This window comes from Rhodococcus sp. NPDC003318, assembly GCF_042879035.1.
Classification (GTDB): Bacteria; Actinomycetota; Actinomycetes; order Mycobacteriales; family Mycobacteriaceae; genus Rhodococcus_G.
In genome coordinates, this window is sequence record NZ_JBIAOU010000028.1 from 15,758 (window position 1) to 28,257 (window position 12,500).

12 protein-coding genes are annotated in these 12,500 nt (G+C 69.9%); 3 read left to right on the plus strand and 9 right to left on the minus strand.

Annotated features, from left to right (window positions below; genetic code table 11):
- Positions 1–2 precede the first annotated feature (2 nt).
- Positions 3–725 carry a hypothetical protein gene (locus tag ACFYVR_RS25285; RefSeq protein WP_387478575.1) on the plus strand — a complete coding sequence of 241 codons (723 nt, stop codon included), beginning with the start codon at positions 3–5 and terminating at the stop codon, positions 723–725.
- Positions 726–760: 35 nt separating this feature from the next.
- On the opposite strand, the gene ACFYVR_RS25290 is transcribed toward ACFYVR_RS25285, so the two are convergent.
- From ACFYVR_RS25290 to ACFYVR_RS25315, 6 genes are all read right to left on the minus strand, one after another.
- Entirely contained in the window at positions 761–1,708 is a 948-nt protein-coding gene (locus tag ACFYVR_RS25290; RefSeq protein WP_387478578.1) for a LysR family transcriptional regulator, read from the minus strand.
- A gap of 196 nt (positions 1,709–1,904) precedes the next feature.
- Positions 1,905–2,345, minus strand: a complete 441-nt coding sequence (locus ACFYVR_RS25295; RefSeq protein ID WP_387478581.1) for an OsmC family protein — start codon at positions 2,343–2,345, stop codon at positions 1,905–1,907.
- Positions 2,342–3,691: an LLM class flavin-dependent oxidoreductase gene (locus ACFYVR_RS25300; protein ID WP_387478645.1), complete on the minus strand. Its 1,350-nt coding sequence runs from the start codon at positions 3,689–3,691 to the stop codon at positions 2,342–2,344. Before ACFYVR_RS25300 ends, ACFYVR_RS25295 begins: the two co-directional genes overlap by 4 nt.
- A 21-nt stretch (positions 3,692–3,712) precedes the next feature.
- Entirely contained in the window at positions 3,713–4,795 is a 1,083-nt protein-coding gene (locus tag ACFYVR_RS25305) for an ABC transporter substrate-binding protein (protein ID WP_387478584.1), read from the minus strand.
- 17 nt (positions 4,796–4,812) lie between these two features.
- Positions 4,813–5,550 (minus strand): ABC transporter ATP-binding protein, encoded by a 738-nt coding sequence (locus tag ACFYVR_RS25310; RefSeq protein WP_387478587.1) that lies wholly within the window; start codon positions 5,548–5,550, stop codon positions 4,813–4,815.
- Positions 5,550–6,398: an ABC transporter permease subunit gene (locus ACFYVR_RS25315; RefSeq protein ID WP_387478590.1), complete on the minus strand. Its 849-nt coding sequence runs from the start codon at positions 6,396–6,398 to the stop codon at positions 5,550–5,552. Before ACFYVR_RS25315 ends, ACFYVR_RS25310 begins: the two co-directional genes overlap by 1 nt.
- A 195-nt stretch (positions 6,399–6,593) precedes the next feature.
- Here ACFYVR_RS25315 and ACFYVR_RS25320 point away from each other — a divergent pair, with 195 nt between their 5' ends.
- Complete coding sequence (locus ACFYVR_RS25320; RefSeq protein ID WP_387478592.1) at positions 6,594–7,217, plus strand: GntR family transcriptional regulator; 624 nt, start codon at positions 6,594–6,596, stop codon at positions 7,215–7,217.
- 43 nt (positions 7,218–7,260) lie between these two features.
- Here ACFYVR_RS25320 and ACFYVR_RS25325 read toward each other — a convergent pair whose 3' ends face one another.
- On the minus strand, positions 7,261–8,046 hold the full coding sequence (locus tag ACFYVR_RS25325) for an enoyl-CoA hydratase/isomerase family protein (RefSeq protein ID WP_387478595.1): 786 nt from the start codon (positions 8,044–8,046) through the stop codon (positions 7,261–7,263).
- Positions 8,047–8,126: 80 nt separating this feature from the next.
- On the opposite strand from ACFYVR_RS25325, the gene ACFYVR_RS25330 reads away from it, so the two are divergent.
- Positions 8,127–9,536, plus strand: coding sequence for a plasmid pRiA4b ORF-3 family protein (locus ACFYVR_RS25330; RefSeq protein ID WP_387478598.1), 1,410 nt, complete (start codon positions 8,127–8,129; stop codon positions 9,534–9,536).
- A gap of 32 nt (positions 9,537–9,568) precedes the next feature.
- Here ACFYVR_RS25330 and ACFYVR_RS25335 read toward each other — a convergent pair whose 3' ends face one another.
- Together ACFYVR_RS25335 and ACFYVR_RS25340 are read right to left on the minus strand one after the other, a co-directional pair.
- Complete coding sequence (locus ACFYVR_RS25335) at positions 9,569–11,089, minus strand: acyl-CoA synthetase (protein WP_387478601.1); 1,521 nt, start codon at positions 11,087–11,089, stop codon at positions 9,569–9,571.
- A gap of 107 nt (positions 11,090–11,196) precedes the next feature.
- Positions 11,197–12,198 (minus strand): MBL fold metallo-hydrolase, encoded by a 1,002-nt coding sequence (locus tag ACFYVR_RS25340; protein ID WP_387478604.1) that lies wholly within the window; start codon positions 12,196–12,198, stop codon positions 11,197–11,199.
- Positions 12,199–12,500 lie beyond the last annotated feature (302 nt).

Here is a 12,500-nt window from a genome sequence, read left to right on the forward strand (position 1 = left end):
GTATGGTCGCTTCGACCGGTACCTCCCGAGCCGACGACTCGCGAGCGGCCGACCTCGACACCGACACCGTGGTCGCGCTCCGCGAGATACTGAACCACCCGGCGCTGCCCGTCGGGACGACCCTCGCCGACGGAGGCGGTCCGAGGGTCGCGGTCCTCCGCGAGGCCCTCGACCACCTCACGACCCTCCGCGTCACCGCAATCGCGGCGCGGTCCACCGCCGACGGTGATCGTCTGCTCGTGGCGCTGGCTGGCATCGACGCGGGGTTGGCCGACACGCTCCGCTGGCACGTCGCACTGGCTCCGGTGATCGCGGAGGCGTCACCCGGGCGGGCGCGGAACGGACTACTCGGCGACATCGGCAGGGGAGAGGTGATCACGTGGTCCGATGCGGTTCGGTCGTGGACCTGGGAGCAAGGACATGTTCCGGTTCCCGACCTGCCACTCGGCCGAGTCACGGGCGAGGTCGAGGTCGACGACCACCCGAGTCTGTACGACGCGGTGCTCGTGTGGGAACCGACCGCTCGCGCGCTTGTCGTCGTGCCCACCCACCGGGACCGGGTCACGTGGACGCCCGTCGGCCCCGCCGACGCGAACGGTCGGACCCGATGGGTGCTCGCCCTCGATCGGGTCACGTTCCACGCCGACGACCTGGTTCCGCTCGACGCCCGCGAGCAGCCGGGTTGGCGTGAGCCTCCCGCGGGTGCCTTCGCGGGGATCCGCTGATGTCCTTGACGGTTCCGGCCCTGGTGCCGGGACCGTCAGGACGCGGCGCCGAGCCCGCCGCGCGCGAAGTCGACCCCGGTCCCGGCGAGCCGCTCCTCGGCGAGCGCGCGCAGCGTCCGCACCACGAGCGACACGGCGGGATTGCGGAGGGCGCCTTCGCGATGCACGACGTCGATGGAGCGTCCGCCGAGATCGAGGTCGCGCACGATCATGTGGACGAGTGACGGGGGCACCGAGAGCAGCGGCACCACCGCAACGCCCACACCACTCGCGGCGAGATGGCACACATTGGGTGCTCCCGTCACACGGTGCTTGACCTGGGGGACGAATCCCGCCTGCTCGCCGAGACGGTCGAGCGTCGCCGACAATCCGGTGTCGGGCGGACCGGTGATCCACGATTCGTCGGCCAGCGCGGACAGGCCGTTCGTCCGGATCTGCAGGTGCAGCCGGCGGGGAGCGATCAGCACGATCGGATCGTCGCCGAGGTGCAGGCTGTGCAGACCGGCGAGTCCCTCGCTGGGACGGAAGTGCAGGCGGGACGCGAGGGCGATGTCGATGTCGCCCTGCCGCACCGACCGCAGCGACGTCGGGGTGTCGGCCTGCAGCACCCGGATCTGCAGTTCCGGGGCCTCCTGGCCGAGGCGTTGCAGCAGCGGCGCGGCGAAACTGCCGATGCTCGTCTCGAATCCGGAGATCGACACCCGGCCCGCCGACAGGTCGCGGGTGGCGGCGACGGCGGTGAGCGCCTCGTCCACGACCCGCAGGATCTTGCGGGCCTCCTCGAGCAGGACGTCACCGCTGTGCGTCAACCGCAGGGTGCGACCGTCACGGCGGAACAGGACCGCGTCGACCTCGTCCTCGAGCACCCGAAGCTGCGCGGAGACGGCCGAGGTGGTGATGCTGCGACGTTCGGCGACCGCGGTGATCGTGCCCAGTTCGGCCAGATCACGCAGCAACATCAGGCGCCGGAAGTTGAGCATCATGCGCTCCTGGCCGTGCGGGGTGCCGCCGTGGCCCTGGCGCCACGACGAGTCAGCAGGAGTTCCACGATGGCCATGTCGACGATTATGGTGCGGGGTCCGAACCGCGACCAGGGTTGGCGAGCAGCATGAATTTAATCGTGGGTGGGCCGGTCGGCCGGGTGACGCGGGCCGTCACCCGGCCGGTTCGCGGGGGAGCTCAGGCGGCTGCCACGGTGAGCTCGATGCCGCTGCCCCGCCGAATCGTGTTGTAGATCGGGCACGTCGCGACGAACCGCTCGCCGAGGAGGTCCGCGGCCGACTGGTCCACACCGCGCACGGTGATCGCGATGCGCGTGAAGTCGTATCGCGTCGGGTCCTCGACACCGCGCGCGTGCGAGGCGTCGACGGTGACACCGGTGACCGGCAGCCCGAGGTCCTGCGCAGTGGCCTCGAAGTTGGCCATCGCACAGGAGACGACGGCCGACAGCAGCAGCTCGCCCGCCTGGATCGACTCGCCCGGACCGAGCCGCGAGTCGGTGACGAGATGATTCGTGCGGGCGTCGATCACGAACCTCCCGGGCACACCCGCGATGGTGTGCCCGGAGACGGTGGCGACGGTGGTTTCCGCGATGAGGGGCGCCACGGTCGTTGTGCTCATGCGTTGCTGCTCGCGGACTTCGGGATCCGGTTCACCCACTCGCCCGCGGCGGACCGTTCGAGGCCGAGGTTCTCGCGCAGGGTCGTGCCCTCGTACTCGGTGCGGAACAGGCCGCGCTTCTGGAGTTCGGGGACCACCTGCCGCGTGAAGTCCTCGAATCCGCCCGGCTGGTAGGGGGCCTGCACCATGAACCCGTCGCAGGCGCCCTCGGTGAACCACTGTTCGAGCCCGTCGGCGACTTCGGTTGCGGTGCCGATGAATCCACCTTCGACGCGGCCGCCGTACTGCTTGCCGAGCTCGCGCAGCGTCAGGCCCTCGCGTTCGGTGATCTCCCGGACCTCGCGGTAGTGCCCCTCCACACCGGGAACCTCGACGTCGGGCAGACGCTCGTCGAGCGGGAACGTCGACAGGTCGACGTCCAGGTGATACGCGAGGGTGGACAGCCCGCCGAGCGGCGGGACGAGGTCGAACAGCAGGTCCGCGGTCTGCTCCGCGATCGCGGTGGTGACGCCGATGACCGGGGCGATCGACGGCAGGATCTTCACCTGGCGGGGGTCCCGGCCGTGCGCCGCGGCGCGTTCCTTGATCTCCCGGTAGAAGTCCTGCGCCGATTCGAGGGACGCGTGGCTGCAGAAGATCACGTCCGACCAGCGGGCGGCGAAGTCCTTGCCCTTCGCCGACGCGCCGGCCTGGATGACGACCGGGTAGCCCTGCGGGGGCCGGGGCACGTTGAGGGGGCCCTGGACGGTGAACCACTCGCCCTTGTGGTCGATCGCGTGCACCTTGGACGGTTCGGCGAACAGCGGGGCCTCGGTGTCGAGGACAAGCGCGTCGTCCTCCCAGCTGTCCCACAGCTTCGCGGCGACCTCGAGGAATTCGTCGGCGCGTTCGTACCGCTTCTCGCGGGGGAACTGCTCGTCCCGGTTGAAGTTCCGGGCCTCGGACTCCTGGAAGGACGTCACGACGTTCCACGCCGCGCGGCCCGCGGTGAGGTGGTCGAGGCTGGCGAAGGACCGGGCCACGGTGAAGGGCTGCGCATAGGTGGTGGACACGGTGGCGGCGAGCCCGAGGTGCTTGGTGACGGCGCCCATCGACGAGAGGACGTGCAGCGGGTCGATGCGCATCGACCCGAGCGCGCCGTTGCGCAGCTGGCTGTCCGTGCTCGAGCCGAACCGGTCGGGGACGGAGAGGATGTCGGCGAAGAACGCCAGGTCGAATCGGCCGTCCTCGAGGGTGCGGGCGATGTTCTGGTAGTAGTCCGCGGACAGCCAGTCCGGAACGGACGCGGGGTGGCGCCATCCTCCGGGGCGACCCGGTCCGGCGGTGATGAACGCGGCGAGATGCATCTGGGAAGACATGAACGTGACCTACTTCGCGAGTTCCTGGTCGATGGTGGACTTGATCGAGTCGAAGCGGGAATCCTCCAGCCACGTTGTGACGTCGACCTGGTCCGGGTAGATCCCGAGGCGGTGGAAGTTGTCCGCGAGATCCTGGGTGCCCGAGATCGCGTCCGCGCCGACCGAGGTGAACTGTCCGGCACCGGAGTACGAGAGTCGGCCCGACTTCACGAGGTCCAGGTACACCTGCGCTTCGAGTTCGCTTCCCGCGAAACCGCCGAGGCGGGTGAACTCGGCGACCGCGCCCTCCGGGTTCGCCTCGATCCACCGCTGCGCGTCCCGGACGTTGCGGACCAGCGTCGCGGCCGCCTCCGGGTGGTTGTTCGCGAACGACTCGCTCGCGACGAAGAACGCGTAGTCGTAGGTCTTCACGTCGGGCAGCGTCGCGGCGTTGTGCTTGCGCTTCGCGAGCTCGGCCGTCGGCTGCCAGGTGATCCAGGCGTCCACCTTGCCCTGCGCGAACGCGGCCTCGGCGTCGGCGGCGGTGAGGTTGACGTACTCGATGTCGTCGATGGTCAGTCCGGCCGATTCGAGGTACTTGACGAGGCTGTACGTGCCGGTGGTGCCGCGGTGGTCGGCGACCTTGCGGCCCTTCAGGTCCGCGGCCGAGCGGATGTCGGAGCCCTGCGGAACGAGCACCTCCACCTCGTCGCTGGGCAGCGGGTACGCCACCAGCGGCACGATCGGGACGCCGCCGCCGATGGCGTAGATCACCGCGGTCGCGGTGGCGAAGGAGAAGTCGACGCTGCCGGACTTGATCGCCTCCATCACCGGCAGCGATGCGGCGAAGCCGGACGGCCACTGCACCGGGACCCCGCCCAGGTCGGCGCTCAGGTCGAACCCGGCGAGGCTGTTGCGCAGCACGGCGCCCGGTTCGGTGTTGCCGTCGCCGATCAGCGCGTAGCGCACCTCGGTGAGCGGGCCGCTGTCGGCGGCCGCGACGTCGTCGGTGCCGCAGCCGGCGAGCGAGAGCGCCGTCAGGCCGAGCAGCCCGGCGCCGGTGGCCTTGAGGAAGCCCCGCCGGCTGAGGGTGGGGGTGGACAGGGGTGACATGGGGGCCTTTCGGGTTGTCAGGAGTGCAGGGCGCGGTCGGCTTCGAGGAGTCCGTCCAGGAACTCCTCCTTCCATTCGGCAAGCCGGCTGTCGCCGCGGTGGCGGGGGCGGGGTTGGTCGATCCGCAGTTCACGGGTGATGCCACGCTCGGTGAGCAGCAGTACCCGGTCGGACAGGACGAGAGCTTCCTCGACGTCGTGGGTGACCAGCAGAACCGTGCGCGGATGCTCGGCGAGGACGCGTTCGAGCAGTTGCTGCATCGTCACGCGGGTGATCGCGTCGAGCGCGCCGAACGGTTCGTCGAGCAGCAGCACGTCCGGCTGGTGCAGCAGTGCCCGCGCGAGGGCGACGCGCTGCCGCTGGCCTCCGGAGAGTTCGGAGGGCCAGTCGTTCTCGCGTCCGGCGAGCCCGACCTCGCGAAGCAGCTCCGCGGCCTCGTCGCGTCGGCCGCGGGTGCCGAGCGCCGCGTTGTCGAGGACGCTGCGCCAGGGGAGGAGGCGGTCCTCCTGGAACATCATGCGGGACACGACCGTTCGGTCGACGGTCGGCTCGACCCGGCCCTCGGTGGGCGTCTCCAGCCCCGCGAGGATGCGGAGCAGTGTCGACTTGCCGACGCCGCTCGGGCCGAGGAACGTGACGAACTCGCCCGGTGCGATGGACAGGTCGATGCGGTCGAGGACCTGCTTGTCGCGGTAGCGGTGCCCCACTCCGAGTAGGTCGAGACCGACGAGCGCGCTGCCGTCGTTGTCGCTCATCAGCGATCTCCCTTCTGGTAGTTCGGGTTCCACCGCAGGACCCGCGCCTCGACGAGTCGGGTGAGCTGGTCCGCGAGCAGGCCGGCGAGGGCGTACAGGATGATCGCGAGGACGATCCGGTCGTTGCGGAGCATCTCGCGCCCGTTCTGGGCGAGGTAGCCGATGCCCTCGCTGGTGGCGATGGTCTCGGCGACGACGAGCGTCAGCCAGGCGACGCCGAGGGCGTATCGGATGCCGGTCAGGATCATCGGCATCGCCCCCGGGACGATGATCTGACGGATCAGCTCGCCCCGGCCGAGCCCGTAGGACTGCCCGAGTTGCACGAGCTTCGGGTCGACGGTGTGGATGCCGGCGACGGTGTTCAGGTAGACGGGGAAGATCACGCCGAGAGTGACGAGCGTGACCTTCGGCAGCTCGCCGATGCCGAACGCGGCGATGAGTAGTGGCACCAGCGCGAGGTGCGGCAGAGCCCGCATCATCTGCAGGGTCCGGTCGACGAGCCCCTCCGCGATCCTCGACAACCCCACTGCGAAACCGAGGACGAGCCCGATCGCGGCGCCGATGGTGAACCCGACCGCGATGCGGCGCACGCTGACCATCAGGTGGGTCTGCAGCTCGCCGCTGCTCCACAGGGTGGTGGCGGTGCCCAGGACCTTGCTCGGCGGCGGCAGGACAGCCGCCGAGATCACCCCGGTCGACGACGCCCACTGCCACCCGAGGACCACCAGCACCGGCACCACCCAGGGCAGCAGGGCTGTCGGACGGGGCAGTCGGAGGGTGCGTCGCCGACGCTCGGGCTCGGCGGTGGGGGCGGCCGTGGTCGGGGCGGTGAGGGTGGCGTCAGGCATGGTCGGCCGCCGTCCGGACGGGTGGTGTGGTGTTCATCGTTCTCCTCGCGTGCTGCGGTGCGAATGCCATGAAAATGCAGATGAACGCTCATGACGACATTTGTATACACATGGATTCAAACTCTTCCGCAACCGAATTTCCCCTGGTAGACGTTGTCCTCGACCGACATCTATCGACATGACGAGGGGACCGGGGTGTCAGACGACAGATCGCCGTACACGCAGCTACGCGAACGGATCACGGGCGGACGCTGTGCGCCCGGATCGCTGCTGGTGCCCGCCGCGGTGGGGGTGGAACTGGGGGTGTCGCGCACCCCGATCCGGGAGGCGCTGCAGCGGCTCGAGTTCGACGGGCTCGTCACCAAGGTGACGCGTGGCTACGTGGTGCGGGTGCGCACCGAGGACGAGGTGCTCGCGATCTGCGACGCGCGGATCGCGCTGGAATCCGCGGTCGCGTTCTCCGCCGCGACCCGCCGCTCCGCCATCGACCTGGCCCGGCTGATCGGGCTGTTCGACCGTGCCGTCACCGCGACCGACCCGGTGATCGCGCTGCAACTGCACAGCGAATGGCACACCGCACTGCGCATCGCCGCACACAACCCGACCATCATCGAGCTCATGGATCGGCTCGACGCCCAACTCGCCGTCTACGACGCGGAGGAGTCCAAGGGGCAGTCGAACCTCGCTCAGATCGAAACCGAGCATCGGGAGATTCACACCGCCGTGGTCGACGGGGACGGCGAGCGTGCGCGGACGCTGATGATCGCGCATCAGGAACGCACCCGCGACATCCGGATCGCGGCGATGGCGGCGCGGTGAAGCCTGCACGCGCGCGGCGACCGACGCGGTGTGCTCGGGTTTCCTAACCGCCCGCCGGCAGCGTCGTGAAGTCCGGCTCCCGCCCCTCGGCGAAGGCGACGAGCGCCTCGATGTTCGCGGGGCCGCCCATCAGTTCGGCGAAGCAGGCGTTCTCGCGTTCCCGTGCGGCGGCGATCTCGGCGCGCAGCGGCGCCGTCATCGTCTGCTTGACGGCGACGAGGCTCGAGACGGGTTTGGCGGCAAGGGTTTCCGCGTGACTACGGGCGACGTCCATCAGGTCGTCGGGCGCGCACACCTGGAACACCAGGCCCATGTCCCTGGCCTGCTCGGCGCGGATCCACTCCGAGCTCATCAGTACCCATGCCGCATTCTGGCGGCCGATCAGCGCGGGCAGCAGGTAGCTCGACGCCGCCTCCGGCGCTACACCGAGACCCGTGAAGGGGCACTTGAGTTTCGCCTCGGTGGACATGAACGCGAGGTCCGCGAACCCGATGATGGTGGCGCCGATACCCAAGCCCAACCCGTTCACGGCCACGATCAGCGGTTTCGGGAGGTCGGCGAGCGCGTCGATCAACCCCGGGAAGCCGTGCTTTCCCGGCTGGAAGTCCGGATCGCTTGTCCGGGCGTGCATCTCGCGCAGGTCGGTGCCGGCGCTGAAGGCCCGGCCGTTGCCGGTCAGGAGCACCACCGCGACCGACGGATCCTCGGCCGCGTCACGCAGCGCCTCCGTGGTCGCGTCGTACAGCGCCTCGTTGAACGCGTTGAGCGCGTCGGGACGGTCCAGGGTCAGTGTCCGGACGCGAGCACGGTCGTCGATCAGGATGCTCATGACGAGCACCCTAGAACGTGTTGCAGAAATTGGGAAGGCTCGGAGAGACGCTGCGCGCGCCCCTGTCCTAGGCTGGCGCAATGGCAGCCTCCGAACCCCGTAGACGCCTACGCGCCGTACCCACCGATCCGGAGGCCCTCCGGTCGTTCGTGGAGGAGACGCGCGGGGTCACGGAGCCACCCCGCCCCGCCGCCTACCACCTGCGGATCGACCTGAACGGGGTGGTTCCCGCCGTGTGGCGGCGGCTCGTGGTGCCGTCGACGCTGCGGCTCGACGAGCTGCACCCCGTGCTGCAGTCGGCGATGGGGTGGACGGACTCGCACCTGCACCAGTGGCGGCGCCCCGACGCCGAGGGAGCCGGAGAACGGTACGCGACGCGGGAGTGCATCGACGACGGCTTCGGGGAGGACGCGCGTTGCGAGGAGAAGGTCCGGCTCGACGACGTGCTCACCACCGAAGGCGACGTGCTGGTGTACGACTACGACTTCGGCGACGGCTGGGAACACACCGTCGTGCTCGAGACGGTCGAGCGCGACGCATCGCCGGACGCGGCGCTGTGCACCGACGGCGCACGGGCCTGTCCGCCGGAGGACTGCGGCGGCGTCTCCGGGTACGCGCGCCTGCTGGAGGCGCTCTCCGACCCCGCGCATCCGGAACACCTCGACCTGTTGGCGTGGGTCGGCGGCGGCTTCGATCCGGAGGCCTGCGACATCGGCACCGTGAACGTGCTCCTCGCCGGCCGCGAGGCGGCGCGCCTGCATCCACCGGTGCCGGACTCACAGGTCGCTCCACTGCTCGCGCGGATCCCCTATCAGGTCGCGCCGCAAGTGCATGCGCTGCTCGCGCGGGCCGACCTGCAGGGCACCTTCCCGGACGGGCTCCCCGAGATGAAGACCCACGCGCTGGCACATCTGCGGTGGTTGCTGCGTCGCGTCGGTGACGACGGCATCACCCTCACCTCGTCGGGATACCTTCCACCCGTACATGTCACGGCCGCTCGCGAGGAACTCGAGTGGGGTGACTGGTGGTGGCGGCCGAGCACCCGCGAGAGCGACAGCCAGGCGTTCGGGTGGCTGCGGGAGTCGGGCCGCGCGTTCGGGCTCACCCGCAAGTACCGCGGCCGGCTCCTGTTGACCAAGCGGGGTTCCGCGCTCCTGCACCGGGACCAGGACCTGTGGGAATACGTGCTCGCCACGCTGCCGCTCGGCCGGGAGCAGATCGAACGCGACGCCGGGCGTCTGCTGCTGCTCGCCACCGCGGCAGGCGCCACCGCGGCCGAGCGTCAGGGCGCGATGGTCCAAGGGCTGACCGCACTGGGCTGGTGCAACGAGGACGGCAGCGCGATCGGCAGCGGTGACGCGTTGTGGGTGGCGGAGGCGACAGACAAGTTCCTGAAGGCGTGTGGCGCGCGTCTACTCACCACCCGGCGCGATGTCAGCGAGTCACCGGAATGGGCGCAGGGATTCGCACGGCTGGCGCTGTCGATGTAGACGTGCCGGGCGCCCGCGACCGGCGTCCCCTGTCAGGCGGTCCGGAGTTCCCGCTTGAGCAGTTTGCCGCTCTGGTTGCGGGGAAGGGCCTCGGCGAAGCGGATCTGCTTCGGCACCTTGAACGGCGCGATCCGCTCCTTGACGTGGCCGATGAGTTCCTCGGCCGACACCTGCTCTCCTTCGCGCAGCACCACGACCGCGGTGATCGCCTCGATCCATTTGTCGTCCGGGGTGCCGATCACCGCGACCTCCGCGACCGCCGGATGGGTGTAGATCGCGTCCTCGACCTCACGGGACGCGACGAGGATGCCGCCGGTGTTGATGACGTCCTTGATCCGGTCGACGACGGTGATGAACCCCGCCTCGTCGCGGATGACGAGGTCGCCGGAGTGGAACCAGCCGTCGCGGAACGCCTCCGTCGTCGCGTCCGGGTTGTCCCAGTAGCCCCGGCACAGCTGCGGCGAGCGGTAGAGGACCTCGCCCGACTCGCCGTCCGGGACGTCGTTGCCGTCCGCGTCGACGACGCGGGTCTCGACGAAGAACACGGCGCGACCGCACGACGACGGGCGGTCCGCGTGCTCCTCGGGCCGCAGCACGGTGGCCAGCGGGCCGATCTCGGACTGGCCGAAGCAGTTGTAGAACCCGAGGTCCGGGTAACGCTCGCGCAGCCGGTTCCGCACCGTCACCGGCATGATCGATGCGCCGTACTGCGCCTTGCGCAGGGACGACAGGTCGCGGCTCTCGAGGTCCGGGTGGTTCGCCAGCGGCACCCACACCGTCGGCGCGAGGAACAGCGACCCGATCCGGTCCTCCTCGATGCGGCGCAGGATCTCCGGGATGTCCGGTGCCGCCATCAGGTTCACGGTCGCACCGATCGAGAGGTACGGCAGCATGAACACGTGCATGCCCGCCGAGTGGTACAGCGGCATCGCGACGAGCGGGTTGTCGTCGGCCTTCAGGTCCAGTGCGATCACGGAGGAGACGTACTCGTAGACGAGCGCCTCGTGGGTCATCATGGCGCCCTTGGGCTTCGACGTGGTGCCCGAGGTGTACAGCAGCTGGGCGAGGTCGGTCGCGGCGGCGCGCGGCGTCAGGTCGGGCACGTCGCCGGCGCCCGCGACGTCGAGGAGCGATCCGTCGGTGTCGCGCAGCGACAGCACGTGCTCGACGGCGGGGAGATCGCCGCGCACCGAGTCGAGCGTCCCCGCGAGGGCGGGGTCGACCAGCACGGCCCGCGCACCCGACTGCGACACCAGGTACGTCAGCTCCTCGCCCTTGAGTGCGTAGTTCACCGGGACGTGCACCAGCCCGGCGCGGGCGCAGGCGAGGAACCCGATGACGTAGGCGTCGGAGTTGGTTCCGTACGCCGCGACCCGGTCGCCGGCGTCCAGCCCGAGCGACGCGAAGTGCGCGGCCGCGCGGGTCACGGCGTCGTCGAGTTCGCGGTAGGTGCGGACGCGGCCGTCGAACGACAGCGCGGCGCGGTCCGGGAACTTCGCGGCGGAGCGACGCAGGACACCGTCGATGGTCTGGGTGCGGGGGTCGAGACTCATGTGCGTCAGATTATGGGACGTCCAACTATTACGGAAGAGGCGCTCCGCACCTGTGCGCGCGTGTGGCAGCCGGAGCGACCACACGCGCGCACGGGTGGCGCGGCCGCCTACACCCGGGCGAAGCGCGCCGGATCTGAGCCGGGCACCTGGATCACCTGGCCACGTGTCACGAGATGCCTCAGGTGCGCGGCGGCCTCCGAGACGGCCATCCCGCGCATCAGCGGAGCGAACGCGTCCCAGCCGCGGTACCACTTCATCCGCTCGGCGACCTGCCAGACGGTGATCTCGTCGTCGCCGAACGCCTCGTACAGGTGGTCGAGGCGCTCCTCGTGGTGCTCGACCAGCTCCTTCGCGCGTCCCGGCAGGTCGGTGATCGGCAGCCCGTGCGCGCCGAGGCCGCGGGTGACGCCCATCGACTGCACCCGGGTCAGCGAGTCCAGGAATTCGGCGAGCGAGTCCCGCTCCTCGAGCGGGAAGATGAAGTTGCCGACGTGCGGCGTGGTCTTCTGCAACACGTGGTCGCCCGTGAACATCACGTCCGCGTCCTCGAGATGGAAGCAGGCGTGTCCGGGCGTGTGACCGGGGGTGAACACCACCCGCAGCGTGCGTCCGCCGGTCAGCGCGATGACCTGGCCTCCGCTCAGCGTCCGGTCCGGGGCCGATTCCGGACGCGCCGGCGGCTTCAGGACGGACGCGGCCCGGTACGCGTCGCAGTCGCTCTCGGAGGCGCCCGCGCGCCGGATGTTCTCGATCTGCTCGTCGAGCCACTCCGGGGTGTGCCCGGAGGTCATCAGCCGGAACATCTCGTGGTCGTCCTCGTGCATCGCGATCCACGCACCCGACGCCTCCCGCACCCGACCGCAAAGACCGGTGTGGTCCGGATGGAAGTGGGTGAGGACCACGCCCTCGACGTCGGAGATCGAGTGACCCATCGACTCGAGCCCGTCGGTCAGGCCCTCCCAGCCCTCGTCACCGTCCCAGCCGGAGTCCACCAGAACGACGCCGTTCGGCGATTCCATCGCGTAGACGAGCGTGCTGCCCAGCGGATTGTGGGACATCGGAACCGTGATCTGGAAGATGCCATCGCCGATGGCCACCGCGTCGGACATGTCACTACCTCTACTTCGTGAATAGGTCAAATCTTTCGTTCATCACTACCCCACCCAGTGGCCTGGAGCACACCCCGGGACCACTCGCCGGGACGTTCTGTGACAAATTCAACTGGGCGGACAGGGGTGCGCGCGGGGGCGATGACGCATGGGTTCGGTCGGTCCGCCGGTTCGTGGACCCTCCGCGAAAATCCGTGTGCACAGGGGTGTTGTCGTGTGCACAGGGGTGCTGCGCGCGCAGAACCGGTGTGCGGGCGGGAGAACCTGTGTGCACGCGCCGGACGCCGCGGCCGGGGGAGCGG

Excerpts from the sequence above, each read along its gene's own strand:
- ACFYVR_RS25325 (WP_387478595.1), bottom strand. The coding sequence starts at position 8,046 with ATGAGCATCCTGATCGACGACCGTGCTCGCGTCCGGACACTGACCCTG.
- ACFYVR_RS25310 (WP_387478587.1), bottom strand. The coding sequence starts at position 5,550 with ATGAGCGACAACGACGGCAGCGCGCTCGTCGGTCTCGACCTACTCGGA.
- ACFYVR_RS25330 (WP_387478598.1), top strand. The coding sequence starts at position 8,127 with ATGGCAGCCTCCGAACCCCGTAGACGCCTACGCGCCGTACCCACCGAT.
- ACFYVR_RS25295 (WP_387478581.1), bottom strand. The coding sequence starts at position 2,345 with ATGAGCACAACGACCGTGGCGCCCCTCATCGCGGAAACCACCGTCGCC.
- ACFYVR_RS25290 (WP_387478578.1), bottom strand. The coding sequence starts at position 1,708 with ATGATGCTCAACTTCCGGCGCCTGATGTTGCTGCGTGATCTGGCCGAA.
- ACFYVR_RS25300 (WP_387478645.1), bottom strand. The coding sequence starts at position 3,691 with ATGCATCTCGCCGCGTTCATCACCGCCGGACCGGGTCGCCCCGGAGGA.
- ACFYVR_RS25340 (WP_387478604.1), bottom strand. The coding sequence starts at position 12,198 with ATGTCCGACGCGGTGGCCATCGGCGATGGCATCTTCCAGATCACGGTT.
- ACFYVR_RS25335 (WP_387478601.1), bottom strand. The coding sequence starts at position 11,089 with ATGAGTCTCGACCCCCGCACCCAGACCATCGACGGTGTCCTGCGTCGC.
- ACFYVR_RS25305 (WP_387478584.1), bottom strand. The coding sequence starts at position 4,795 with ATGTCACCCCTGTCCACCCCCACCCTCAGCCGGCGGGGCTTCCTCAAG.
- ACFYVR_RS25285 (WP_387478575.1), top strand. The coding sequence starts at position 3 with ATGGTCGCTTCGACCGGTACCTCCCGAGCCGACGACTCGCGAGCGGCC.
- ACFYVR_RS25315 (WP_387478590.1), bottom strand. The coding sequence starts at position 6,398 with ATGCCTGACGCCACCCTCACCGCCCCGACCACGGCCGCCCCCACCGCC.